19 protein-coding genes are annotated in these 23,760 nt (G+C 52.5%); 8 read left to right on the forward strand and 11 right to left on the reverse strand.

Annotated elements, in window-relative coordinates:
• Positions 1–8: 8 nt before the first annotated feature.
• Together zapD and coaE are read right to left on the reverse strand one after the other, a co-directional pair.
• Positions 9–752, reverse strand: a complete 744-nt coding sequence (gene zapD, locus OGX83_RS01750; protein ID WP_008786201.1) for a cell division protein ZapD — start codon at positions 750–752, stop codon at positions 9–11.
• Complete coding sequence (coaE, locus tag OGX83_RS01755) at positions 752–1,372, reverse strand: dephospho-CoA kinase (RefSeq protein WP_060682750.1); 621 nt, start codon at positions 1,370–1,372, stop codon at positions 752–754. The genes zapD and coaE overlap by 1 nt, the downstream gene beginning before the upstream one ends.
• A 225-nt stretch (positions 1,373–1,597) precedes the next feature.
• On the opposite strand from coaE, the gene OGX83_RS01760 reads away from it, so the two are divergent.
• Positions 1,598–2,641: a GMP reductase gene (locus OGX83_RS01760; protein WP_003829510.1), complete on the forward strand. Its 1,044-nt coding sequence runs from the start codon at positions 1,598–1,600 to the stop codon at positions 2,639–2,641.
• Between the two features lie 57 nt (positions 2,642–2,698).
• Here the strand turns inward: OGX83_RS01760 and hofC are convergent, their stop codons facing one another.
• The 4 genes from hofC to nadC form a co-directional block, all read right to left on the reverse strand.
• Positions 2,699–3,901, reverse strand: a complete 1,203-nt coding sequence (hofC, locus tag OGX83_RS01765; RefSeq protein WP_286587262.1) for a protein transport protein HofC — start codon at positions 3,899–3,901, stop codon at positions 2,699–2,701.
• Positions 3,891–5,276 (reverse strand): type II secretion system protein GspE, encoded by a 1,386-nt coding sequence (gene gspE / locus OGX83_RS01770; RefSeq protein ID WP_286587263.1) that lies wholly within the window; start codon positions 5,274–5,276, stop codon positions 3,891–3,893. Before gspE ends, hofC begins: the two co-directional genes overlap by 11 nt.
• A gap of 9 nt (positions 5,277–5,285) precedes the next feature.
• Entirely contained in the window at positions 5,286–5,723 is a 438-nt protein-coding gene (ppdD, locus tag OGX83_RS01775; RefSeq protein ID WP_032942370.1) for a prepilin peptidase-dependent pilin, read from the reverse strand.
• A 243-nt stretch (positions 5,724–5,966) separates the two neighbouring features.
• Positions 5,967–6,860: a carboxylating nicotinate-nucleotide diphosphorylase gene (nadC, locus tag OGX83_RS01780; protein WP_003837454.1), complete on the reverse strand. Its 894-nt coding sequence runs from the start codon at positions 6,858–6,860 to the stop codon at positions 5,967–5,969.
• Between the two features lie 87 nt (positions 6,861–6,947).
• Between nadC and ampD the strand changes: the two genes are divergently transcribed.
• Both ampD and ampE read left to right on the forward strand, forming a co-directional pair.
• Positions 6,948–7,511, forward strand: coding sequence for a 1,6-anhydro-N-acetylmuramyl-L-alanine amidase AmpD (gene ampD, locus OGX83_RS01785; RefSeq protein WP_008786207.1), 564 nt, complete (start codon positions 6,948–6,950; stop codon positions 7,509–7,511).
• Positions 7,508–8,362, forward strand: coding sequence for a beta-lactamase regulator AmpE (gene ampE, locus OGX83_RS01790; RefSeq protein WP_003829498.1), 855 nt, complete (start codon positions 7,508–7,510; stop codon positions 8,360–8,362). Before ampD ends, ampE begins: the two co-directional genes overlap by 4 nt.
• Positions 8,363–8,454: 92 nt before the next feature.
• Here the strand turns inward: ampE and OGX83_RS01795 are convergent, their stop codons facing one another.
• The 3 genes from OGX83_RS01795 to aroP all read right to left on the reverse strand — a co-directional run bounded on the left by OGX83_RS01795 (position 8,455) and on the right by aroP (position 12,344).
• The gene (locus tag OGX83_RS01795; protein WP_100271503.1) at positions 8,455–9,405 is read right to left on the reverse strand and encodes a glycoside hydrolase family 43 protein; all 951 of its coding nucleotides are present in this window, start codon (positions 9,403–9,405) and stop codon (positions 8,455–8,457) included.
• On the reverse strand, positions 9,405–10,811 hold the full coding sequence (locus OGX83_RS01800; protein WP_003829494.1) for a glycoside-pentoside-hexuronide (GPH):cation symporter: 1,407 nt from the start codon (positions 10,809–10,811) through the stop codon (positions 9,405–9,407). Before OGX83_RS01800 ends, OGX83_RS01795 begins: the two co-directional genes overlap by 1 nt.
• 159 nt (positions 10,812–10,970) lie before the next feature.
• Positions 10,971–12,344, reverse strand: coding sequence for an aromatic amino acid transporter AroP (gene aroP / locus OGX83_RS01805; RefSeq protein WP_008786209.1), 1,374 nt, complete (start codon positions 12,342–12,344; stop codon positions 10,971–10,973).
• Positions 12,345–12,908: 564 nt separating this feature from the next.
• On the opposite strand from aroP, the gene pdhR reads away from it, so the two are divergent.
• The 5 genes from pdhR (at position 12,909) to traT (ending at position 20,930) form a co-directional block, all read left to right on the forward strand.
• A complete protein-coding gene (gene pdhR, locus OGX83_RS01810; protein ID WP_286587264.1) occupies positions 12,909–13,673 on the forward strand; it encodes a pyruvate dehydrogenase complex transcriptional repressor PdhR in 765 nt (254 codons plus the stop codon).
• A gap of 163 nt (positions 13,674–13,836) precedes the next feature.
• Complete coding sequence (gene aceE, locus OGX83_RS01815; RefSeq protein WP_048236129.1) at positions 13,837–16,500, forward strand: pyruvate dehydrogenase (acetyl-transferring), homodimeric type; 2,664 nt, start codon at positions 13,837–13,839, stop codon at positions 16,498–16,500.
• A gap of 14 nt (positions 16,501–16,514) precedes the next feature.
• Positions 16,515–18,404, forward strand: a complete 1,890-nt coding sequence (gene aceF / locus OGX83_RS01820; protein ID WP_111466114.1) for a pyruvate dehydrogenase complex dihydrolipoyllysine-residue acetyltransferase — start codon at positions 16,515–16,517, stop codon at positions 18,402–18,404.
• Positions 18,405–18,579: 175 nt separating this feature from the next.
• Positions 18,580–20,004: a dihydrolipoyl dehydrogenase gene (gene lpdA, locus OGX83_RS01825; RefSeq protein WP_003829486.1), complete on the forward strand. Its 1,425-nt coding sequence runs from the start codon at positions 18,580–18,582 to the stop codon at positions 20,002–20,004.
• 194 nt (positions 20,005–20,198) lie between these two features.
• On the forward strand, positions 20,199–20,930 hold the full coding sequence (gene traT / locus OGX83_RS01830) for a conjugal transfer complement resistance protein TraT (protein WP_048236127.1): 732 nt from the start codon (positions 20,199–20,201) through the stop codon (positions 20,928–20,930).
• Positions 20,931–20,993: 63 nt separating this feature from the next.
• On the opposite strand, the gene OGX83_RS01835 is transcribed toward traT, so the two are convergent.
• Positions 20,994–21,788, reverse strand: a complete 795-nt coding sequence (locus tag OGX83_RS01835) for a DUF2950 family protein (protein WP_008786213.1) — start codon at positions 21,786–21,788, stop codon at positions 20,994–20,996.
• A 10-nt stretch (positions 21,789–21,798) separates the two neighbouring features.
• Entirely contained in the window at positions 21,799–23,385 is a 1,587-nt protein-coding gene (locus OGX83_RS01840; RefSeq protein ID WP_048214931.1) for a DUF3300 domain-containing protein, read from the reverse strand.
• Between the last annotated feature and the right edge of the window lie 375 nt (positions 23,386–23,760).

Genomic DNA, 23,760 nt, shown 5'->3' on the forward strand with positions numbered 1-23,760 from the left:
TTGACTCCTTAACAGCACGCCAGTTCAAAATCGAGGCGCTCAGGCACCTGACCATTCTCGCTATCCAGCGGCATAAAGCGGATGGCAAAACGGCTCTTATGACCAGAAATTTGCGGATAAAGCAGCGAATCAAGCGGCAGCTGCAAGCGTAGCAGATCTGCATCTTCGCCGTTGTCCTGATAAAAACCATTCAGGCTGGTTTGCTTACGAAACGGTGCTGAGTTGCGAATTAAATCCAGTACCAGCGACAGCGCCTGGTTGAGCGGATTCAGGCTGGCAAGCCAGGTTTCAACCTGCGCGTCACGATGCGACTGTGCCAGGTGTAACCAGATATGCAGAGTCGGCAGATCGAAACTGCAGCACCCGCCAGGAATACTTAAACGCTGACGTACGAGACCAATCAGACGATCTTCGCGCAGCGTCTGTCCAATACGCGGGGCAGAAATCAGAATGCTGCCTGCACTTTTTAGCTGCTGACGCAAAGAGTCGATTCTGCTTTGATCGACGCCGGGAACTTCGACCCAGGCCTGGAGTTTACGCTGCTGTCGCTCCAGTTCTTTGAGGAGTTCGGTACGGACTTCGCCGCGTTCAAATACATCCAGTAAATCTCCGATATTGCGGAAAAAATGCAGAGCGCCGGCATGGTCAGTAATGGGCAAATTAACGGAGAGCTGTTGGATTAAAAACTCAATGCGCAGCCATGTACGCATCTTCTCATTGAGAGGGTGTTCAAAAAGGACCTGGGTGTGCATTACGATTTTTCCTGTGAGACAAACTGCGACGCGCATTGCAAATAGAGCGCGTGCAGGCGGGCGACATCCGAGGCGATGGCTTCCGGTGCGCCATTATTATCAATAACATCGTCTGCCACGGCCAGCCGCGCTTCACGCGTTGCCTGGGCAGCAAGAATTTGTTCAACATGCTCACGCGTGACGTCATCACGCTGCATGGTGCGTCTGAGCTGGGTTTCGGGGGTGACATCCACCACGAGTACGCGGTCGGCTTTTTTATACAGCGAATTTTCCACCAGCAAAGGGACAACCCATAGCAGATAAGGAGAGGTTGCTTGCTGAAACTGACGCTGGGTTTCCTGCTGAATAAGCGGATGAAGCAGAGCATTCAGCCAGCTTTTCTCCTCAGGATTGGAAAAAATGCGTTCGCGTAAAATGCGTCGCTGCAACGATCCGTCTGCGGCTATAACGTCGGAACCAAAATGTTCTTCGATCGCCTTAAGAGCAGGTGTGCCGGGTTCAACCACCTGGCGCGCAATAATATCTGCATCAATGACGTTTATTCCGAGGTCAGCGAACGCATTTGCAACGGTGCTTTTACCACTGCCAATGCCGCCGGTTAAGGCTACCGTATACCTCATAGATGCCGATCCTGGAGTTTAAGTTTGATTATCAAACAGTTAAAAGTTATGCGTGCGAAGGCGAGGCTGCTGCAGGATTAACCTACTATTCGCCAGGTAAATTTATGGGATTGTAGCGTAAAAAAAGAGAATTTCGCAGTCTTGCGCGGCATTGATTAGTGCGTATGATAGCGTCACTGGAGTTGTGAGTTTCGATTTTTCGCCATTAACCCCAGGAATCCGCACATGCGTATCGAAGAAGATCTGAAGTTAGGTTTCAAAGACGTTCTTATCCGCCCTAAGCGTTCTACTCTCAAAAGCCGTTCCGATGTTGAGCTGGAACGTCAATTTACCTTTAAGCATTCAGGTCAGACCTGGTCCGGCGTACCTATTATTGCCGCGAACATGGACACTGTCGGGACGTTTGCCATGGCAACGGCACTGGCATCCTTCGACATCCTGACCGCCGTGCACAAACACTATTCTGTTGAAGACTGGGCCGCCTTCATCGCAGAGAGCTCTGCCGATGTGCTCAAACACGTAATGGTTTCAACCGGTACGTCTGATGCAGATTTCGAAAAAACTAAACAGATTCTGGCGCTCAACCCCGCGTTAAACTTTATCTGCATTGATGTGGCCAATGGCTACTCAGAGCATTTTGTTCAGTTCGTGTCGAAAGCGCGTGAAGCATGGCCGACTAAAACGATCTGTGCGGGCAATGTGGTCACCGGTGAAATGTGCGAAGAGCTGGTGCTCTCCGGTGCTGATATTGTCAAAGTTGGCATTGGCCCTGGTTCTGTATGTACCACGCGTGTAAAAACCGGCGTTGGCTATCCACAGCTTTCTGCGGTTATTGAATGCGCCGATGCAGCCCACGGTCTGGGTGGCATGATTGTCAGCGACGGCGGCTGCACAATGCCGGGTGACGTGGCAAAAGCGTTCGGTGGCGGCGCAGACTTCGTGATGCTCGGCGGCATGCTGGCTGGTCATGAAGAAAGTGGCGGCAAAATTGTTGAAGAGAACGGTGAGAAATTCATGCTGTTCTACGGTATGAGCTCTGAATCTGCCATGACGCGTCACGTAGGTGGTGTTGCACAGTACCGCGCTGCAGAAGGTAAAACCGTCAAACTGCCACTGCGCGGCCCGGTTGATAATACCGCTCGCGATATCCTCGGCGGTTTGCGTTCTGCTTGTACCTATGTGGGCGCATCCCGTCTGAAAGAGCTGACCAAACGTACAACGTTTATTCGTGTACAGGAACAAGAAAACCGTGTTTTCAATAGCCTGTAAGAACAGCTAGTTCTGTGAAATGCCTGATGGCGTTACGCCGTCATCAGGCATTTGAATCTATCCCACCCCGCTCATCGCATCTCCCAAATGGAAAATCGGTAAATACATCGCGACGACCAGTGTACCGATGATAAGCCCCGTAATGACCAGCAACGCAGGCTCAAGTAATGCAGCCAAATTATCAGCCTGAGCCAGGGTTTTCTCGCCATGGTGATGAGCAAGATTGCGCAGCATTGCATCCAGCGAGCCGGAAGCTTCACCAGTTCTGACCAGCTGTATACACAATGGGCTGAATTCACCACTATTTTTAAGCGCTAACCAGATCGGTTTTCCAGAGCTGATGTCCTGCTGAACCAGTGCTAAACGTTGAGACCAGAAAGGGTTAGCCAGCGTTTCGGTAACGCTCTCAAGCCCCTGCAAAAAGGGAATGCCTGCATTTTGCGTTAACGCCAGAACAGTGAATATCTGCGTGAGTTTTTGCCCTCTCACCATCGGCCCTATGACCGGGAGGCTGAGCAGCAATTTCTGGCGCAGAATGAGCCAGTACGGTTTCTGCTTTATCAAATGATGTGTGGCAACTGCTACCAGGCCAAGCGCTACCGCCAGCCATCCCCATTGGCTGCTACAGTGTGCGATGGTAATAATCCACTGAGTGAGCGCCGGTAGCGGGGTGTTGAACGTCTGGTAGATAGCGGCAAACTCAGGGAGTACAAATTGCAGCATCGCAAATACGACCATCACCGCCATTGTTATGATGATGATCGGATAGCGCAGGGCTTTTTTAACTTTATCAGCAAGTTGCTGTTGTTTCTTTTGCTGGTAGGCGAGTTCAAAACAGCAGTCGTCCAGCTTACCCGTAAGTTCTCCGGTACGGATCATTGCCTGGTAAAGGGGCGGAAAAACGTGTTGCCATTGTGATAACGAGGCGGAGAGGGTTATGCCCTGTTCCATATCGTAAGCCAGCGTACGCAGTAGCGCCTGCCATTGAGTGCTGGGATGCTGTTCAGCAAGCAGAGCTAGCCCTGTTGAGAGCGTTAACCCTGCATTTAGCAATGTCGCCAACTGGTGTATGGTTTCGGCACTTCTTGTACGGCTCCAGTGCGAGATTTTGACACGCATACGTTTAATGCGCAGCGGCGTAATCTGTTGTTCCTCAAGAGCCAGCATCAATGACGGTCGGGTATCGGCCCATAGCGTTCCTTCCAGCGATCTACCTTCGTTGTTAATGCCTTGCCAGCGCCAAAGCTGTTTAGCGGACATGAGGCATGCCCAGTACACGAATCAGCTCTTCAAATGTCGTTAACCCTTGCTCGACGGCCTGACAGCCATTCTCGAAAAGCGTTCTCATTCCTGATTGCTGAGCATCAGATTCCACTTCGTCTACGGATGTGCCACTGGCAATACTCTGACGTAATGCCGGAGTAACAGGGAGCACTTCAAACAATGCCGTACGGCCATAAAATCCGTGATAACAATGTTTGCAGCCAGGGGCCAGCCAATTCGGTAGTGGTGTAGGCCAGACAGTTTTCGGGAGCGTGATAGGCGTACTGTGACGTTGTCGGCAATGGGGGCACAACTTTCTGACCAACCGCTGTGCAATAACGAGCGTCAGCGCGGAGGCGATCATCCAGCGTGCGACACCCATTTGTTGCAGGCGCACCAGCGTTTCACTGGTGGAATTGGTATGCAGCGTAGAAAGAACCAGATGGCCAGTTTGCGCTGCTTTAAGGGCTATTTCGGCCGTTTCGCCATCGCGGATTTCACCCACCATGATAATGTCGGGATCCTGGCGCAGCAGCGCGCGCAATACGCCCTGAAAAGTCAAACCGGCGCGTGGGTGAATTTGTGTCTGGTTGAGACCTGCGATCGGGATCTCTACCGGATCCTCCACGCTACAAAGATTCACATCCGGGGTGTTTCGGGTTTGCAGCGCACTGTACAGCGTGACCGTTTTGCCGCTTCCGGTAGGTCCGGTGACCAGAATCAACCCCTGAGGCTGCTGCAAGGCTTGCGAAAATGCGGCCAGCTGCGCGTCTTGCATTCCCAGCGCCGCGATCTCCAGTGACTGATCGACCTGATGAAGTAGCCGTAACACGACTTTTTCGCCGTAGCGACAGGGTAGGGTGGCGATGCGAAACGAGACCGGCTCTCCTGAAATCTCAACGGTAAATTGTCCGTCTTGTGGAAGCCGATGCTCGGCGATATCCAGGCTGCCTAATACTTTTAACCTTGCGGTGATGGCTATGCCCATCTCGGTCGTGACTTCCGGTAACGCGTGAAGCACGCCATCTACGCGTAATCTGATTCGATAGTGATTTTCCTCGGGTTCAAAATGAATATCAGAAGCCCGTTGCGTCAGAGCGGAATGAAACGTCTGATTCAGCAAGTCTGCTGCGCTGGCGCTGCTTTTCGTGACCACTGCCGGGAGCATTTTCTGCGGTGTATGCGTGTGGCCTTCCATTTGCTGACGTGTCCAGCAGACAATGTCGATGCGTCGGGTGGTGGCAAAATGCAGCGCATCCAGCAGCTCGTGTGATGGGGCGTCTACGACGGCGATATGCACCACTTCATTGTCTGCATCCAGTAATATTGCCTGATAACGTTGGCATAGTGCCGTAAGTTGGGTGGTATTCATCTCTGTTCCTTAGTGGGTATCGAAGCGGAAAACGTCTTCACAGGCCTGCTGCAATGCGCTGTCGTTCTGGATGACGCAGTTTCGGTTCCAGCCGGTAATGCCGTTGGCATTGTCCCAACCTGGCGTCATGGTGATGCTTAGCCCGTTCAGGCTTTCCTGCCCACTAAGACTGACAACTCCCTTTTCAACGCTCATGGCTGAGACGTAACGGGTAGTTGTTGGAGAGGGAATACCATTCGTTCCGGCATCGCAGGTATTTGTTCCGCCATGCTCCAGTGCACAGAGCTCAACCGCCGTGCGATAGGGGACAAAGGTTTGCAGCATGTCCGTCAGCGCGGCTTTGCGCAGATAGTTTTGATATGCCGGAATGCCGATGGCGCTAAGGATGGCAATAATGCCAATCACCACCATGAGTTCGATAAGCGTAAAGCCTCGTTGCTTGTTCATCGTTCGCTCCTTGAGTTGGCTGGCGCTACTTTGGCAAACCCACGGGAGGACGGCGAGGGACAAAAAACAAAACGGGAAAGCGGGTTCAGAGGATTTTTACGAAATTACAGAGTCAGGCAATGTATTTGCGAAGAGACTCGAAGAAACTGCCGGGTGGTGGTGTAAATGCCGTATCCGGCTTACAGAATAAACCTGTGTAGTAGGCCCGATAAGCGAAGCGTCATCGGGCAATACAATCAGCAATTAGCGAAATCGCATGGAGAGATCGAGTGCGCGAACATGTTTGGTCAGCGCGCCAACGGAGATAAAGTCCACACCGGTTTCGGCAAATTCGCGCAGCGTTTCATGGGTGACGTTGCCCGACACTTCCAGACGCGCCTGGCCGTTGGTGCGTTTTACCGCTTCGCGCATTTGGTCAGTTTCGAAGTTATCGAGCATGATGATATCGGCCCCGGCTTTCAGCGCGTCGTCCAGTTCATCCAGGCTTTCTACTTCGACTTCAACCGGCACATCCGGGTGCAACCAGAAGGCTTTTTCGACGGCCTGACGTACCGAGCCGGAAGCAATAATGTGGTTTTCTTTAATCAGGAAGGCGTCGGACAGCCCCAAACGATGATTCGCGCCGCCGCCGCACAATACGGCGTATTTTAGCGCGGTACGCAGTCCCGGCAGGGTTTTGCGGGTATCCAGCAGTTGGGTCTTGGTTCCCGCTAACAGGTCGACGTATTTACGCACTTCACTCGCTACACCTGAAAGCGTCTGCACAAAATTCAGCGCAGTACGTTCACCGGTCAGTAAAACGCGGGAAGGGCCGTCCAGTTCAAACAGCGGCTGATTGGCCTTTATGCTGTCGCCATCTTCGACATGCCAGGTGATGTTGACATCATCGCCAGCCAGCTGAATAAAGACCTCTTCCACCCAACGTTTTCCACAAAAAACGCCATCTTCGCGGGTGATTACGGTGGCATGGGAGCGCATGTCTTCGGGTAAAAGCTGTGCGGTGATATCGTTATTGGCATCAACTTCTCCGCCTAAATCTTCACGCAGCGCCTGAGCTACAGCGGCAGGGATATCCAGATTTATGCGTTCCAACAGCGCGTCACGTCGGTAGTCAGGGTTATAGCGGCGAGGCGGCATGATAAAACTCCAAATTGCTAACGAATCATAAGGTGGAAACATGCTACCCTGAACCTGATATGAGCACCACCAATAAGGAGATTCTGCATGTTGTTAGACGAGGGCTGGCTGGCAGAGGCGCGACGCGTTCCCTCTCCGCATTACGATTGCCGCCCGGATGACGAAAACCCTTCTCTGCTGGTGGTGCATAATATCAGCCTGCCGCCCGGCGAGTTTGGCGGCCCGTGGATAGACGCGCTGTTTACGGGCACGATTGATCCCAACGCCCATCCTTATTTTGCCGGGATCGCCCATCTGCGTGTTTCGGCCCATTGTTTGATTCGCCGTGACGGTGAAATCGTGCAATATGTGCCTTTTGATAAACGCGCCTGGCATGCGGGTGTGTCGAGCTATCAAGGGCGAGAACGCTGTAATGATTTTTCAATTGGTATTGAGTTGGAAGGGACGGATACGCTGGCCTATACCGATGCGCAGTATCAGCAACTGGCTGCCGTGACGAATACTCTGATTACGCGTTATCCGGCCATTGCTAACAACATGACAGGACATTGCAATATTGCGCCCGAGCGTAAGACCGATCCTGGGCCGTCCTTTGACTGGGCAAGGTTCCGCGCCCTGGTCACCCCCTCGTCGCACAAGGAGATGACATGACGCTGTTTACAACATTATTGGTGTTGATTGTTGAACGCCTGTTTAAGCTGGGTGAGCACTGGCAGCTTGATCACCGGATTGAAGCTTTTTTCCGCCGGATTAAGCATTTTTCGATGATGCGTACGGTAGGCATGACTCTGATTGCGATGGGAGTGACATTTCTGCTACTGCGCGCACTTCATGGGCTGTTGTTTAATGTTCCGTTGCTGGTGGCGTGGATCTTAATTGGCTTGCTGTGCATCGGTGCTGGCAAGGCGCGCCTTCACTATCACGCTTACCTGAACGCGGCTGCTCGCGATGATGCTCACGCCCGTGATGCGATGGCCAGCGAGCTGACGCTTATCCATGGGGTTCCGCCGGACTGCGATGAGCGTGAATTCTTGCGCGAACTGCAGAACGCGCTGTTATGGAACAACTTCCGTTTTTATCTGGCGCCGTTATTTTGGCTGATTGTCGGTGGTCCGTGGGGACCTGTGACGCTGGTTGGTTATGCTTTTTTACGCGCCTGGCAGTCCTGGCTGGCGCGCTATCAGACACCGCACCAGCGTCTGCAATCAGGCATTGATGCGATCCTGCATGTGCTGGATTGGATCCCGGTGCGTCTGGCGGGCGTGGTCTATGCGCTGTTGGGACATGGTGAGAAAGCGCTGCCGGCCTGGTTTGCCTCGCTTGCGGATCTGCACACGTCGCAATATCAGGTGCTTACGCGTCTGGCGCAGTTCTCGCTGGCGCGTGAACCGCACACCGATAAAGTCGAAACGCCAAAAGCCGCCGTTTCGCTGGCGAAGAAAACCTCGTTTGTGGTGGTGGTGGTTATTGCGGTGCTCACCATTTATGGGGCATTAGTATAGCGTTGTGCCGGATGGCGCTAATGCTTATCCGGCCTACAATGAAAAAACGTGTAGGCCCGGTAAGCGCTAGCGCCACCGGGCAGTGCAACGGTTTAGTTCGTATCAGCAGGCGGCACGCCAAAATCTGGCATGCCGTTTTCGTCCCAACGCACGAGCTTCAGACGAGTGTGGCGGTTTGGGTCGTACAGCGGATCGCCCTCGATTTCGGTGTAGTTTCTCGCGTGATACACCAGCACATCTTCACCTTCCGGCGTTTGTGTAAAGCTGTTGTGTCCTGGCCCAAACTGGCGGTTTTCATAACTGGTGGTAAAGACCGGGCGCGGTGATTTGTGCCAGTTCTGCGGGTTGAGCGGATCGGCGTTGAGGTCAATCCACAATAATCCCATACAGTAGTTCTCATCGGTTGCGCTGGCGGAATAGCTGATAAACAGCTTATCGCCGTGAACCATGACGGCAGGACCTTCATTGACCCAAAAACCCCGGCATTCCCAGTCATACTCAGGGTGACTTAGCATGACCGGCTCGCCTTTAATCGTCCATGGATTTTCCAGCTCAGCGAGATAGATATTGGAGTTTCCGGCGATATCGGGCGACTTCTGCGCCCAGAGGTACCACTGTTTTCCCTGATGGTTAAAGGTGGTGGCATCAAGCGCAAAGGTATCAAACTGCGTTTTAATCTGACCTTTTTCCGTCCACTGCCCGGTCAGCGGATCGGCGTCGGCACATTCGAGCGCAAACATGCGATGCTGGAACATCCCCAGCTTGTCGAGCGACTGTGTGTGAGTGGCAGCAAAATAGATGTACCACTTGCCTGCCAGATGATGGATTTCGGGTGCCCAGATGAGTTGGCTCATGGGGCCGCTTTCTGGTTTGTGCCAGACGACAACTGGGGCGGCGGTGCGCAACCCTTCCAGCGAGTCGGCCCGGCGTATCTCCAGTCGGTCATATTCGGGTACTGAAGCAATGAAATAATAGTGGCTACCGTCACGTAAGATAAACGGATCGGCACGCTGTTCAATAAAGGGATTTGGCCACTGATTCATTAGGCTTTCCTTACGGTTTCAGTCGTTTTTATATCGTGGTATTCATTCAGTTCACGGTAGTTGGCGCGGCGCTTTTCTAAATCTGTCTGGATTTGCTGCATAAACTCGCGGTCAACTTTCAGCAGACGAACCACGCCTGCGGTAATCAGGTAGCCTACGCCTGGTATGATGGTAAACAGCAGCATAATACCGTTAATGGCAGAGTCGCTTTGCGCTTTCGCCCCAGCGTCGTAGCCGTACCAGGAGAGCAGGAAGCCGACCATCGCTCCGGCAATTGCCAGGCCCAGTTTCAGGAAGAACAGGTTACCGGAGAAGCTGATTCCGGTGATGCGTTTACCGGTTTTCCACTCGCCATAGTCATCGACATCCGCCATCAGCGACCAGTGCAGCGGAGAAGGAATTTGGTGCAGGATGTTGAGCAGGAAGTAGAGCACCATAATCATCATGGTGGCTTTCGGATCGAAGAAGTAAAACGCGGCAGAGAAAATCGCCAGGATAATATTGGTCCAGAAGAAGACTTTCAGTTTGCACCAGCGATCGGTTAATACCTTCGCCAACATACTGCCGATCATCATGCCGACCACACCAAGACTGATAAACAGCGTTGCGAACTGCGTGCTTTGCTGCATAACCCATGTCACGTAGTACATGGTGGCAGCCATGCGAATAAAGCCCGGACAGACGTTGCACAGTGTTAACAGCAGAATTTTTACCCACTGATCGTTCTTCCACACGTCTTTCAGATCGGCTTTTAAATCGTCATTGGTCTGGACAGCAGGGCGCACGCGTTCACGGACCGTAGCGAAGCAAAACAGGAACATACACATGCCGATGAAAGCCAGAACCGCCATCGCCATCTGATACCCTTTGGCTTTGTCTTCCCCGCCGAACCAGTCGGCCATTGGCAGCAAGGTGAGGGACAGCAGCAGGGTTGCAATGCCTACCAACACAAAGCGATATGACTGGCAGGCGACGCGTTCCTTCGGATCGTTGGTGATGACGCTGCCGAGCGAGCAGTAGGGAATGTTGATCGCTGTATAAGTAATAGATAGCAGGAAGTAGGTAACGAACGCATAGATAACTTTGCTGTTATAGGTCCACTCTGGAGTGGTAAACATTAGTACGCTGAATAACGCGTACGGGAAAGCCATCCATAAAAGCCATGGACGAAATCGACCATATTTACTACGGGTGCGGTCGGCCATCGCGCCCATTATAGGGTCGGTAACGGCGTCGATAACGCGTACTGAGAGCAGTAATACGCCGACCAGTGCAGGTGCCAGACCAAAAATGTCTGTGTAAAAATAGTTAACAAACAACATGATGGCGCCAAAGATGATGTTGCATCCGGCGTCGCCCATTCCATAGCCGATCTTTTCTTTCACCGTGAGCTTACTGGTTTCCATCAACTGCACTCCATTAATGAGATATGGAGAGAATTATTGTCCGGCACCGGTGTTTTTGCGTTGCAGGATAACGCCGCTGATATGGACTAAACAGTCGTGAGTGGGAAAGTGTGAGGCAGGTAACAACCCCCACCTGACGCAGGTGGGGGGAGGGGGGGATTAATGCGCTTTAACCGCGCCGGCCGTTTTTTGTTTACACAGGTAGCCGATGCCAAGAATGGCAATCCATACAGGGATTAAGTACACCGAGATCGCCATACCCGGCGTCATCAGCATAATCACCAGTACTGCAGCCATGAAAATCAGGCACACCCAGTTACCCAGCGGATAGAGCAGCGCCGGGAAGCGGGTGGTAACACCCTGCTGCTGCTTGGCTTTGCGGAACTTCATGTGTGCCAGGCTAATCATTGCCCAGTTGATCACCAGTGCGGAAACCACCAGCGCCATCAGCAGGCCAAAGGCGGATTCCGGTGCCAGGTAGTTGATCAGCACACACAGAGCCGTCACCAGTGCGGAAACCAGAATGGTGTTCACCGGTACACCGCGTTTGTCGACGTTCATCAGCGCTTTCGGCGCATTGCCCTGCTGTGCCAGACCGAACAGCATACGGCTGTTGCAGTATACGCAGCTGTTATAGACAGAAAGGGCGGCAGTCAGCACTACGATGTTCAGGGCATTAGCAACAAAGGTGTCGCCCAGTTCGTGGAAAATAAGGACAAACGGGCTGGTATCCGCCGTGACACGCGTCCACGGCATCAGGGAAAGCAGAACCGCCAGCGAACCCACATAGAAAATCAGGATACGGTAGATAACCTGGTTGGTCGCTTTGGGAATGCTTTGCTCTGGGTTATCCGCTTCTGCTGCGGTGATCCCGACCAGCTCCAGCCCACCGAAAGAGAACATAATAATAGCCATCATCATCACCAGACCGGTGAAGCCATGCGGCAGGAAGCCTCCCTGGTCCCACAGGTTGCTGACGCTGGCCTGCGGGCCGCCGTTACCGCTAAACAGTAACCAGCCGCCGAACAGGATCATCGCTACGACGGCAATGACTTTAATAATGGCGAACCAGAACTCCATCTCACCAAACACTTTTACGTTGGTCAGGTTGATGGCGTTGATCAGCACAAAGAAGGCAGCCGCAGACACCCATGTTGGGATCTCCGGGTACCAGAACTGGATGTATTTACCCACGGCAGTTAGCTCTGCCATGGCAACCAGCACGTACAGCACCCAATAGTTCCAGCCGGAAGAGAACCCCGCGAAACCGCCCCAGTATTTATAAGCAAAGTGACTAAATGAGCCTGCAACGGGCTCTTCAACCACCATTTCACCTAACTGACGCATAATCAAAAAGGCGATAAAGCCGGCAATAGCGTAACCCAGAATAATACCCGGTCCTGCAGACTGGATAACGGATGCGCTACCGAGGAATAACCCGGTACCAATCGCGCCACCCAGTGCGATTAGCTGTATATGGCGGTTCTTAAGGCCGCGCTTGAGCTGATCGCCATGCTGTTGACTTTCCATCATGAAACCTCGTGTGTGGTTTTACTCTTCATATTTCGAGTGCTTATTTTTTGAACTACGCAGCAATGCGTGTGTAAGTTTTCAATTCCGTTTGTTGTATTAATTTGTTTACAGATGCTTTTGATAAAATGTTGCCTTAATACTTTTGTCTTGATCAGAATAATGATACGCGAGCGCGAATGCACCTGCTTTATGCGGGGAAGATGACGAGTTGAATAAAAAGAAACCATTTGTAAATGCGAGTTTATCTACCACAAAATTTCCATTTTGAATTTCTATTCATTAATAGTGGTTGATATATCGATAAATAAGCAGGTGAATCGGTTCAGATGAGATAATTTTTCGTTTCAATTCCGTTAAAACTACCCCGAGGTGGGTAAATTTAACATTTGTGCATAGTTACATGTTTGAAACGTTATTTCTGTAATGTTGTTAAAATATGCCTCCTTTACTGATTTCAATCAAAACCTGTATGGACAGAAGGTGAATACTTTGTTACTTTAGCGTCAAGAACATGAAATTGGTAAGACCAATTGACTCCGGGCAAATGGCTTAAGACAGGAAATCATGGCCTACAGCAAAATCCGCCAACCAAAACTCTCCGATGTGATTGAGCAGCAGCTGGAGTTTTTAATTCTTGAGGGGACACTTCGCCCCGGAGAAAAACTCCCACCGGAACGCGAGCTGGCAAAACAGTTCGACGTCTCCCGCCCCTCCTTACGCGAGGCGATCCAACGCCTTGAAGCGAAGGGCTTACTGCTTCGTCGTCAGGGCGGTGGCACTTTTGTTCAGAGCAGCCTGTGGCAGAGCTTTAGCGACCCACTGGTAGAGCTGCTCTCCGACCATCCTGAATCCCAGTTTGACCTGCTTGAGACGCGCCATGCGCTGGAAGGTATTGCGGCTTATTACGCTGCACTGCGCAGCACGGTTGAAGACAAAACGCGTATCCGTGAACTCCACCATGCGATCGAGCTTGCTCAACAGTCCGGCGATCTTGACGGCGAATCTGATGCGGTACTCCAGTATCAAATTGCTGTCACCGAAGCGGCACACAATGTGGTGCTGCTCCATTTGCTAAGGTGTATGGAGCCGATGCTGGCCCAGAACGTTCGGCAAAACTTCGAATTGCTGTATGCGCGTCGTGAAATGCTGCCACTGGTTAGCAGTCACCGTACCCGTATTTTTGAAGCAATTATTGCCGGGAAGCCGGAAGAGGCGCGTGAAGCGTCCCACCGTCACCTGGCGTTTATCGAAGAGATCCTGCTGGACAGAAGCCGTGAGGAAAGCCGTCGTGAACGCGCCTTACGCCGTCTGGAGCAACGAAAGAATTAGTGATTTTTCTGGTAGAACGTTAACCAGAAGATGTTGTAAATCAAGCGCCATATAAAGTGCGCGGCAACTAAACGCAGAACCTGTCTTATTACGCTCTCTGGCGAGAACGTAATGGGACAGGTTCCAGATAACTCAACGTATTAGATAGATAAGGAATACCCCCATGTCAGAACGTTTCCCAAATGACGTGGATCCGATCGAAACTCGCGACTGGCTACAGGCGATCGAATCGGTCATCCGTGAAGAAGGTGTTGAGCGTGCTCAGTATCTGATCGACCAACTGCTTTCAGAAGCTCGCAAAGGCGGCGTGAAAGTAGCGGCAGGTGCAGGGGCCAGCAATTATGTAAACACTATTGCCGTTGAAGATGAACCGGAATACCCGGGCAATCTGGAGCTGGAACGTCGTATTCGTTCTGCTATCCGCTGGAACGCCATCATGACCGTACTGCGCGCGTCTAAAAAGGACCTCGAGCTGGGTGGCCACATGGCATCCTTCCAGTCCTCCGCAACGGTATATGATGTTTGCTTCAACCACTTCTTCCGTGCACGCAACGAGCAAGATGGCGGCGATCTGGTGTACTTCCAGGGTCACATCTCTCCGGGCATCTACGCACGCGCATTCCTGGAAGGTCGTCTGACTGAAGAGCAGATGAACAACTTCCGTCAGGAAGTACATGGCAAAGGCCTGTCTTCCTACCCGCACCCGAAACTGATGCCAGAATTCTGGCAGTTCCCGACCGTATCTATGGGTCTGGGCCCAATCGGTGCTATCTACCAGGCTAAATTCCTGAAATATCTGGAACACCGTGGCCTGAAAGATACCTCTAAACAAACCGTTTACGCCTTCCTGGGCGACGGCGAGATGGATGAGCCAGAATCTAAAGGTGCGATCACCATCGCGACCCGTGAAAAACTGGACAACCTGGTCTTTGTTATCAACTGTAACCTGCAGCGTCTTGACGGCCCGGTAACCGGTAACGGCAAGATTGTTAACGAACTGGAAGGCATCTTCGCGGGCGCTGGCTGGAACGTTATCAAAGTCATGTGGGGCGGTCGTTGGGATGAGCTGCTGCGTAAAGACACCAGCGGTAAACTGATCCAGCTGATGAACGAAACCGTTGACGGCGACTACCAGACCTTCAAATCCAAAGATGGCGCATACGTACGTGAGCACTTCTTCGGTAAATACCCGGAAACCGCAGCACTGGTTGCTGACTGGACTGACGAGCAGATTTGGGCTCTGAACCGTGGTGGTCACGATCCGAAGAAAGTCTACGCTGCACTGAAAAAAGCGCAGGAAACCAAAGGCAGAGCAACTGTAATCCTGGCCCATACCATCAAAGGTTACGGCATGGGTGACACTGCTGAAGGTAAAAACATCGCTCACCAGGTTAAGAAAATGAACATGGACGGCGTGCGTTATATCCGCGACCGTTTCAACGTTCCTGTGACCGACGAGCAGGTTGAAAACCTGTCTTACATCACCTTCCCGGAAGGTTCTGAAGAGCACACTTATCTGCACGCTCAGCGTCAGAAACTGCACGGCTACCTGCCTGCTCGTCAGCCGAACTTCACCGAGAAGCTGGAACTGCCAGCTCTGGAAGACTTCGGTGCGCTGCTGGAAGAGCAGAACAAAGAAATCTCCACCACTATCGCTTTCGTTCGTGCCCTGAACGTGATGCTGAAGAACAAGTCGATCAAAGATCGTCTGGTTCCGATCATCGCTGACGAAGCGCGTACTTTCGGTATGGAAGGTCTGTTCCGTCAGATTGGTATCTACAGCCCGAACGGTCAGCAGTACACCCCGCAGGACCGTGAGCAGGTTGCTTACTACAAAGAAGACGAGAAAGGCCAGATCCTGCAGGAAGGTATCAACGAACTGGGTGCAGGCGCATCCTGGCTGGCTGCTGCGACTTCTTACAGCACCAACGATCTGCCGATGATCCCGTTCTACATCTACTACTCCATGTTCGGGTTCCAGCGTATTGGTGACCTGTGCTGGCAGGCAGGCGACCAACAGGCTCGTGGCTTCCTGATTGGTGGTACTTCCGGTCGTACGACGCTGAACGGTGAAGGTCTGCAGCACGAAGATGGTCACAGCCATATTCAGTCTCTGACTATCCCGAACTGTATCTCTTACGATCCGTCTTACGCGTACGAAGTTGCGGTCATCATGCACGATGGTCTGGAGCGTATGTACGGTGAGAAACAAGAGAACGTTTACTACTACATCACCACGCTGAACGAAAACTACCACATGCCGGCAATGCCAGCAGGTGCCGAGGAAGGTATCCGTAAAGGTATCTACAAACTCGAAACCCTCGAAGGTAAGAAAGGTAAAGTTCAGCTGCTGGGCTCCGGTTCTATCCTGCGTCACGTGCGTGAAGCAGCACAGATCCTGGCGAACGACTACGGTGTAGGTTCTGACGTTTACAGCGTAACCTCCTTCACTGAACTGGCGCGTGATGGCCAGGATTGTGAGCGCTGGAACATGCTGCACCCGCTGGAAACTCCGCGCGTTCCGTACATCGCTCAGGTGATGAACGACGCTCCGGCAGTGGCATCTACTGACTATATGAAACTGTTTGCCGAACAGGTTCGTACTTATGTACCGGCTGATGATTATCGCGTACTGGGTACTGACGGTTTCGGTCGCTCTGACAGCCGTGAAAACCTGCGTCACCACTTCGAAGTTGATGCTTCCTACGTGGTTGTAGCGGCCCTGGGCGAACTGGCTAAACGTGGCGAAATCGATAAGAAAGTGGTTGCTGACGCAATCATCAAATTCAACATCGATGCAGATAAAGTTAACCCGCGTCTGGCGTAAGAGGTAAAAGAATAATGGCTATCGAAATCAATGTACCGGACATCGGGGCTGATGAAGTTGAAATCACCGAGATCCTGGTCAAAGTAGGCGACAAAGTTGAAGCTGAACAGTCGCTGATCACCGTAGAAGGCGACAAAGCCTCTATGGAAGTTCCGTCCCCTCAGGCGGGTATCGTTAAAGAGATCAAAGTCTCTGTTGGCGACAAAACTGAGACCGGCAAACTGATCATGATTTTCGATTCCGCCGACGGTGCAGCAGCTGCTGCACCTGTTCAGGCAGAAGAGAAGAAAGAAGCAGCTCCGGCAGCAGCACCTGCTGCCTCTGCGGCGAAAGACGTACACGTACCTGACATCGGCGGCGACGAAGTAGAAGTTACCGAGATCATGGTTAAAGTGGGCGACACCGTTGCGGCTGAACAGTCTCTGATCACCGTTGAAGGTGACAAAGCCTCTATGGAAGTTCCGGCGCCGTTCGCAGGTACCGTTAAAGAGATCAAAATCAACACGGGTGACAAAGTGTCTACCGGTTCCCTGATTATGGTCTTCGAAGTGGCGGGCGCAGCGCCTGCTGCAGCACCGGCTCAGGCGGCTGCTCCAGCAGCAGCGGCGGCTCCGGCTGCTTCCGGCTCGAAAGAAGTTAACGTACCGGATATCGGTGGTGACGAAGTTGAAGTCACTGAAGTGATGGTTAAAGTGGGCGATAAAATTGCCGCTGAGCAGTCACTGATCACCGTTGAAGGCGATAAAGCGTCGATGGAAGTTCCGGCACCGTTCGCGGGTACCGTGAAAGAAATCAAAATCAGCACCGGCGACAAAGTTAAAACCGGTTCTCTGATTATGGTCTTCGAAGTCGAAGGCGCAGCACCTGCAGCCGCTCCTGCACAAGCAGCAGCTCCGGCTCCGGCCGCTGCACCAGCGCCTGCGCAAGCCGCAGCTCCGGCCGCAAAAGCGGAAGGCAAATCTGAGTTTGCTGAAAACGACGCTTACGTTCATGCAACGCCGCTGATTCGTCGCCTGGCGCGCGAATTCGGTGTGAACCTGGCGAAAGTGAAAGGTTCTGGCCGTAAAGGTCGTATCCTGCGTGAAGACGTTCAGGCTTACGTGAAAGACGCTATCAAGCGTGCTGAAGCGGCTCCGACTGCAGCAGCAGGTGGCGGTATCCCGGGCATGCTGCCTTGGCCGAAAGTGGACTTCAGCAAGTTTGGTGAAATCGAAGAAGTGGAACTGGGCCGTATCCAGAAAATCTCTGGTGCTAACCTGAGCCGTAACTGGGTGATGATCCCGCACGTTACTCACTTCGATAAGACCGATATCACCGATCTGGAAGCGTTCCGTAAACAGCAGAACGCCGAAGCTGAAAAACGTAAACTGGACGTGAAATTCACCCCAGTAGTCTTCATCATGAAAGCCGTTGCCGCAGCTCTGGAACAGATGCCGCGCTTCAACAGCTCCCTGTCTGAAGACGGTCAGCGCCTGACCCTGAAGAAATACATCAACATCGGTGTAGCGGTTGATACTCCGAATGGTCTGGTTGTTCCGGTCTTCAAAGACGTGAACAAGAAGAGCATTACCGAGCTGTCTCGTGAACTGACCGTGATCTCCAAGAAAGCGCGTGATGGCAAGCTGACCGCTGGCGAAATGCAGGGCGGTTGCTTCACCATCTCCAGCATCGGTGGCCTGGGTACTACCCACTTCGCGCCGATTGTGAACGCGCCGGAAGTGGCTATCCTCGGTGTCTCCAAGTCCTCTATGGAGCCAGTGTGGAACGGTAAAGAGTTTATGCCGCGTCTGATGATGCCGATTTCGCTCTCCTTCGACCACCGTGTAATTGACGGTGCGGATGGTGCGCGCTTTATCACCATCATCAACAACATGCTGTCTGACATTCGCCGCCTGGTGATGTAAGCGAAAAAGCCGGCCCGACGGCCGGCTTTTTTCTGGTAATCTCATGAAGTCAGTGAGGTTATTGTGCGAAAGACAAATCGGTTGCCGTTTGTTGTTTCAAAATTGTTAACAATTTTGTAAAATACGGGCGGATAGAACGACCCGCTGGACGACGGGTATAAATTAAGAGGTCATGATGAGCACTGAAATCAAAACTCAGGTCGTGGTACTTGGGGCAGGCCCTGCAGGTTACTCTGCTGCCTTCCGTTGCGCAGATTTAGGTCTGGAGACCGTCATCGTAGAACGTTACAGCACCCTTGGCGGTGTTTGTCTGAACGTCGGCTGTATCCCTTCTAAAGCGCTGCTGCACGTAGCAAAAGTTATCGAAGAAGCCAAAGCGCTGGCTGAACACGGTATCGTTTTTGGCGAGCCGAAAACCGATATCGACAAGATTCGTACCTGGAAAGAAAAAGTTATCACTCAGCTGACCGGCGGTCTGGCGGGTATGGCCAAAGGCCGTAAAGTGAAAGTGGTTAACGGTCTGGGTAAATTTACCGGGGCAAACACCCTGGAAGTTGAAGGCGAAAACGGCAAAACCGTGATCAACTTCGACAACGCAATCATCGCGGCGGGTTCCCGTCCGATCGAACTGCCGTTTATTCCGCATGAAGATCCGCGCGTGTGGGATTCCACCGATGCACTGGAACTGAAAACTGTTCCTAAGCGCCTGCTGGTAATGGGCGGCGGTATCATCGGTCTGGAAATGGGTACCGTGTACCATGCGCTGGGTTCAGAGATCGACGTGGTTGAAATGTTCGACCAGGTTATCCCGGCTGCCGACAAAGACGTGGTTAAAGTCTTCACCAAGCGCATCAGCAAGAAGTTCAACCTGATGCTGGAAACCAAAGTGACCGCCGTTGAAGCGAAAGAAGACGGTATCTACGTTTCCATGGAAGGCAAAAAAGCCCCTGCCGAAGCTCAGCGTTACGATGCTGTGCTGGTCGCTATCGGTCGTGTACCGAACGGTAAAAACCTCGACGCGGGCAAAGCTGGCGTGGAAGTTGACGACCGTGGCTTCATCCGCGTTGACAAACAGTTGCGCACCAACGTGCCGCACATCTTTGCTATCGGCGATATCGTCGGTCAGCCGATGCTGGCACACAAAGGTGTTCATGAAGGTCACGTTGCCGCTGAAGTTATCGCCGGCAAGAAACACTACTTCGATCCGAAAGTTATCCCATCCATTGCATACACTGAACCAGAAGTTGCATGGGTTGGTCTGACCGAGAAAGAAGCGAAAGAAAAAGGCATTAGCTACGAAACCGCCACCTTCCCGTGGGCTGCTTCTGGCCGTGCTATCGCTTCCGATTGCGCAGACGGTATGACCAAACTGATTTTCGACAAAGAATCTCACCGTGTTATCGGTGGTGCGATTGTCGGTACCAACGGCGGCGAGCTGCTGGGCGAAATCGGTCTGGCGATCGAAATGGGTTGTGACGCAGAAGATATCGCGCTGACCATCCACGCGCACCCGACTCTGCACGAGTCCGTTGGCCTGGCGGCAGAAATCTTTGAAGGTAGCATTACCGACCTGCCAAACCCGAAAGCGAAGAAAAAGTAATCTTCCCGCTTTTGTGAAAACGCCTCTTCGGAGGCGTTTTTTTTGCCTGAAAACTACCAGTTTTAGTAGTCATCTCATTGATATTTCCACTAAAAAAAATTGCGCAACTGCCGATACTTTTTTCGCCATTGTGTGGCTACTGGCCGCACGGAGAAGAGGCTCTGGACTCTCTATTACACGAAAAAGGAAAATACATGTCTTTAAAAAAAATCGCGGTTGTTGGCATGGTTGTCGCGACAATGACGCTGACCGGTTGTGGTGCGATGACCACCGCCGTTAAAAAACGTAACCTTGAAGTGAAAACGCAGATGAGTGAAACCATCTGGCTGGAGCCTTCCAGCGAGAAGACCGTCTACATTCAGGTAAAAAACACCTCTGACAAAGACATGAGTAACCTGCAAACCCTGCTGGCAAATGACCTGTCAGCGAAGGGGTATAAAGTGACCAGTTCGCCAGACAGCGCTTATTACTGGGTGCAGGCGAACGTGTTGAAAGCGGACAAAATGGATCTGCGTGAAGCTCAAGGCTTCCTGAAAACGGGTTACGAAGGTGCCGCGATGGGCGCAGCGCTGGGCGCGGGGATTACCGCTTATAACAGCAACTCCTCTGGTGCGGCGCTGGGTGTTGGTATCGCGGCGGGTCTGATCGGCATGGCCGCGGATGCGATGGTGGAAGACGTTAACTACACCATGGTTACTGACCTGCAAATCTCTGAACGCAGCAAAGCGAAAGTGACAACGGATAATGTTGCTGCATTGCGTCAAGGGACATCTGGTATCAAGCTGCAAACCAGCAGCGCGCAAGGCGATCGCGCAAAATACCAGACCCGCGTTGTGTCTAATGCTAACAAAGTGAATCTGAAGTTCGAAGAAGCGAAGCCGGTGTTGGAAGCTCAACTGGCGAAATCTGTCGCTAACATCCTGTAATTTGTTGCGGGTTGCCGGGGGGCGGCTATGCCTTACCCGGCCTACTAACCTTCCGACTCGGTATCAGGGCGCTACAGGTTGCCAGTTTTTATCCGGATGGAATGTGGTTAACGCTTGCGCTTTCTGCTGTGATTCAACACCGAGATCGGCCTGGTAGACTTTGTCTTCACCGTTAATCATAAAACTCATCACGCCGGTGTGATCGTAGCTAACGGGCCAGGCTACCATGGCAAAACCGCTGGTTTTATCGGGAAGGATCCGGAAGCGATAGCCGTGATAGCCCATGCCCGGCTCCTGTGGGCTGAAGGCTGGGCCAAGCGGGCTTGGCGCTTCGCCCGGCGAAACAGGCCAGTACAGACCATCCTTTTTCCCTTCAGAACTGACAATCTTTTGCGCGTATTTCTGGTTCATCGCAAAATAGCTCTGCTGAGCATCCACATAGGCGTGCAACGCCTCGATGGCAGCAAGTTCGTTGCGTCCAATCTCACGGGTCAGGATCTCTTCGGCCGCTTCCTTGATATCAAATTGCCAGCCTGAAGCGTTTTTGACGACCGGGATAGGCAGTTGCCAGTCGCTGTCCCCAACCACAAGATGCGCCGTATTGCCGTCGATGACAGTGCTATGGCGTACCTTCCAGTCACGCAGGAAGCGATCAACCGCATCAGGATCGACGCCTTCTGGCGGCAGAAAATCACGCCAGTTTTCCCCGAGCAGATTGCTCATTGCACTTTCATTTTGCTCACTAATAGCGTTTGCCAGCGCATCTGTTGCCTGGTCTGGTGTGCTGAAGGATTGTTGTGCCATCGCGGTGGCCGAAACCATGAACAACACCATTCCACTGAGTAGTTTATTTTTCATGTCGGTTCCCTTAACGATGACGGAATTCACGGTGTTCAGCACGCCCGCCAGAAGGCTGGCGCGATGGCTGATTACGGGCGACCTGCCGGCTCTGGGCACCTCGCTGTTGCTGTGCCTGCCAGTTGGCGGAGCGACTGTCGTTACCGCTCAGCGCATTGGCGCGTGGCTGGCTGGTTCGCTGTTGAAGATTGCGCTGTTGTACATTGCGTTGCTGCGCCGGTTGCGTGACCCGTTTCTCCTGTCGCTGGGCGACTGCCTGGCGATTCTCCCGCTGCTGAGTACTCGTCCGCTTCGCGGTTTGCGGTTTGGTATCGTAACCGCGGTAGTTATTACGTTGGGAAATTTGCTTCAGTTGTTGATTCGATGCCTGACGCTGGGCGTCTCTCGTGCCCGTACGCGCCGTTTGCGGGAATGTTTTCCCCGTCGATTTTTCCATCTGGCTCAGGGCTGCCTGACGCTGGCTATCACGGTTGACCGGTCTTTGCTGGGTCGAACTTAACCCGGTTGCCGTGTTAGTGGAGTGGAAGCGGTTATTGAGCTGGCTATTTGGGTAAGGCACACCCTCACGGTAGGCCGGGTTATGCTGCCAGGTACGGTTGGCATCTGTCAGGCGCTGACCACTGATTTTATTGAAGTTATCAACGTTAATGTTGATGTTGTTATCACCGTTGCGGTTATAGCCGCCATGGTTATCCCAGTCATCATTATGATGGTGGTCGTCGTCGTCATCCCAGTCGATGTTGCTGAAGATGGCATAGGTTGTGGCGACACCAAGGCTGAAGCCTAAACCATTGACGAAGCTGTTACCAAATTGCTCACCGGGCGTTGGTGGCAGATAGGTTGGTGGATAGGCGGTATTCGGCCAGGTACCGTAAACCGTGTTCGGGTTATAGGTTGGAACGTACACCACCTGCGGATCGGCGGATTCAATCTTGATGACAGTAGGGCTTGTCGTGGTGGTAGTGCTGGTCGTCGACGTGCTGGTGGCGGTTTTCGCCGGTGCCGCTTTGGTCACGGTGGTGACGGTCTGTTGCGGTGTTGATTGCAGCGCGCCGGTTTGTTGCGCCAGTACACGCAGACGTTGAACGGAATCCATGACGTCCTTCGGCTGCGCGAGGAAAGCATCGCCCAGGCTTTGTACCCACGGCGGATTTTCACCCATCAGCGACATCAACTGAGGAAAAGCGACCAGCGATTTCACGCTGGGATCCCAGGGCTGGCTGGCAACGGCCTGAATGGCGGCATCGCCCTGCATTTTGGGATTGTCTTTTGACCACTGTGCGGCCTGGATGACGTTAGCCGGATAGGTTGAGGCCATCAAAATTTGCGACAGCAGCGAGTCTGGATAGAGCGCGATAGGTGCAACCCACTGATCGATTTGTGCTGCTGAGTAGGTTGGTGCCACGGCGGGTGCAGTTTGCTCTACCGGGGCGGGGGCCGCTACGGGAGCTGGGGCCGGTGTTGACGGCTGCTGCGCAACGGGGGCCGGAGCAGCAGGCTCCGTTGTGCGACTTTTAACAAACATCACGCCAGAGGCGGCAAACAGCCCGGCACTGCACAAAAGGACAAGCAGATGTGGCTTAAGGGGCAACTTCATAAAATGACTCCAACGAGACGAGCGCTGTGCCGTGAGGCGTTCCTGTTGCCGCGAGTATTATTCACCCGTGTTAGACAGTTTTGACTTTTATGGTTGATTCACCAGGTAGGTCCGAAAAAAGAGTGTGAGTATTTATTACACAATTATATGTGATGGCGGAAAAATCGCTGGAATATTCAGCCGATCGCGCTTGAAAATTAACCGTTTATGGGCGGTTTTAAGCTGACTTAATTTCGCCTCACCTTGTCGCTATACCATTCTTAACGATTCAGCCAATTTTTTATGTTGCTTTTTTGTAAACGGATTAACACTTAATGAAAATCCTGTTATTGTGCCTTATGCGGTACCGGGCATTTACCCTACTAACTACTGTCT

This window comes from Citrobacter sp. Cpo074 (assembly GCF_030332745.1).
Lineage (GTDB): Bacteria > Pseudomonadota > Gammaproteobacteria > Enterobacterales > Enterobacteriaceae > Citrobacter > Citrobacter portucalensis.

Bases quoted from the DNA above. Each gene is read 5' to 3' on its own strand.
- zapD (WP_008786201.1), bottom strand. From the start codon at position 752: ATGCACACCCAGGTCCTTTTTGAACACCCTCTCAATGAGAAGATGCGT.
- coaE (WP_060682750.1), bottom strand. From the start codon at position 1,372: ATGAGGTATACGGTAGCCTTAACCGGCGGCATTGGCAGTGGTAAAAGC.
- OGX83_RS01760 (WP_003829510.1), top strand. From the start codon at position 1,598: ATGCGTATCGAAGAAGATCTGAAGTTAGGTTTCAAAGACGTTCTTATC.
- hofC (WP_286587262.1), bottom strand. From the start codon at position 3,901: ATGTCCGCTAAACAGCTTTGGCGCTGGCAAGGCATTAACAACGAAGGT.
- gspE (WP_286587263.1), bottom strand. From the start codon at position 5,276: ATGAATACCACCCAACTTACGGCACTATGCCAACGTTATCAGGCAATA.
- ppdD (WP_032942370.1), bottom strand. From the start codon at position 5,723: ATGAACAAGCAACGAGGCTTTACGCTTATCGAACTCATGGTGGTGATT.
- nadC (WP_003837454.1), bottom strand. From the start codon at position 6,860: ATGCCGCCTCGCCGCTATAACCCTGACTACCGACGTGACGCGCTGTTG.
- ampD (WP_008786207.1), top strand. From the start codon at position 6,948: ATGTTGTTAGACGAGGGCTGGCTGGCAGAGGCGCGACGCGTTCCCTCT.
- ampE (WP_003829498.1), top strand. From the start codon at position 7,508: ATGACGCTGTTTACAACATTATTGGTGTTGATTGTTGAACGCCTGTTT.
- OGX83_RS01795 (WP_100271503.1), bottom strand. From the start codon at position 9,405: ATGAATCAGTGGCCAAATCCCTTTATTGAACAGCGTGCCGATCCGTTT.
- OGX83_RS01800 (WP_003829494.1), bottom strand. From the start codon at position 10,811: ATGGAAACCAGTAAGCTCACGGTGAAAGAAAAGATCGGCTATGGAATG.
- aroP (WP_008786209.1), bottom strand. From the start codon at position 12,344: ATGATGGAAAGTCAACAGCATGGCGATCAGCTCAAGCGCGGCCTTAAG.
- pdhR (WP_286587264.1), top strand. From the start codon at position 12,909: ATGGCCTACAGCAAAATCCGCCAACCAAAACTCTCCGATGTGATTGAG.
- aceE (WP_048236129.1), top strand. From the start codon at position 13,837: ATGTCAGAACGTTTCCCAAATGACGTGGATCCGATCGAAACTCGCGAC.
- aceF (WP_111466114.1), top strand. From the start codon at position 16,515: ATGGCTATCGAAATCAATGTACCGGACATCGGGGCTGATGAAGTTGAA.
- lpdA (WP_003829486.1), top strand. From the start codon at position 18,580: ATGAGCACTGAAATCAAAACTCAGGTCGTGGTACTTGGGGCAGGCCCT.
- traT (WP_048236127.1), top strand. From the start codon at position 20,199: ATGTCTTTAAAAAAAATCGCGGTTGTTGGCATGGTTGTCGCGACAATG.
- OGX83_RS01835 (WP_008786213.1), bottom strand. From the start codon at position 21,788: ATGAAAAATAAACTACTCAGTGGAATGGTGTTGTTCATGGTTTCGGCC.
- OGX83_RS01840 (WP_048214931.1), bottom strand. From the start codon at position 23,385: ATGAAGTTGCCCCTTAAGCCACATCTGCTTGTCCTTTTGTGCAGTGCC.